Below are 862 nucleotides of genomic sequence, written 5' to 3' on the forward strand. Positions count from 1 at the left end.
AGAGCTCATCTCAAAAGCCCTGCGAGACGACTCTGAACCTGCCATGATCACGGACTGTGAGTGATGTGTTGCCCGATGGGCTCTGGGAGATCGTCCAGCCGCTACTGCCCTCGCCGCCGAAGACCGGCCGCCCCCGCGCTGACCAGAGAGCAGTGCTGACCACCGTGCTGTTCGTCCAGGCCTCGGGCTGTTCCTGGGAGAAGGCCGACGGCCTGTTCGGCATCACCCGCGCCACCGCCCACCGCTGGTTCCAGACCTGGACCGCGACAGGCCTGTGGCCCACGATCCACCGCGCGGTTCTGGACGAGCTGGGCAGAAGGGCCCTGCTGGACTGGTCCCGCGCCACCGTCGACTCCCAGTCGATCCGCGCCAAGAGAGGGGGAGAAGACAGGGCCAAACCCCACCGACCGGGGTAAACCCGGTTCCAAGCTCCATCTGCTGTGCGACAACCAAGGGCTGCCGCTGACCTGCGCGATCTCCGCGGCCAACGTCAACGACGGCGAAGCGCTCAAACCCCTGGTGCGAGGCATCCCCGCGGTGCGCTCACGCCGAGGACCCCGCAGGCGACGCCCCGCCAAGCTGCACGGCGACAAGGCCTACCACTCCCGCGACCGGCGCCGCTGGCTGCGCGAACGCCAGATCGGCGTGCGCATCGCCCGCCCCGGCGTCGAGTCGTCCCAGCGACTGGGCAGGCACCGGTACAAGGTCGAGCGCTCCATCGCCTGGCTGGGCTCTTACCGCAGACTGAACGTGCGCTGGGAACGCAAGGCCTCCAACTTCCTGGCCATGCTCGGCATCGCCTGCATCCTCATCTGCTACAAGCATCTGGCCAAGCACAGCGAGGACTTTTGAGATGAGCTCT

General features: G+C 67.3%; 1 protein-coding gene. It reads left to right on the plus strand.

What is annotated here, in order from left to right:
- The first annotated feature begins 56 nt into the window (after positions 1-56).
- Positions 57-852 (plus strand): IS5 family transposase gene (locus D451_RS27650; protein WP_086003604.1). Its coding sequence is split into 2 segments (ribosomal slippage): positions 57-388 and positions 387-852, totalling 798 coding nucleotides; the frame shifts between segments, so codons are not numbered across the junction.
- Positions 853-862 lie beyond the last annotated feature (10 nt).

The organism is Nocardiopsis alba DSM 43377, assembly GCF_000341225.1.
Classification (GTDB): Bacteria; Actinomycetota; Actinomycetes; order Streptosporangiales; family Streptosporangiaceae; genus Nocardiopsis; species Nocardiopsis alba.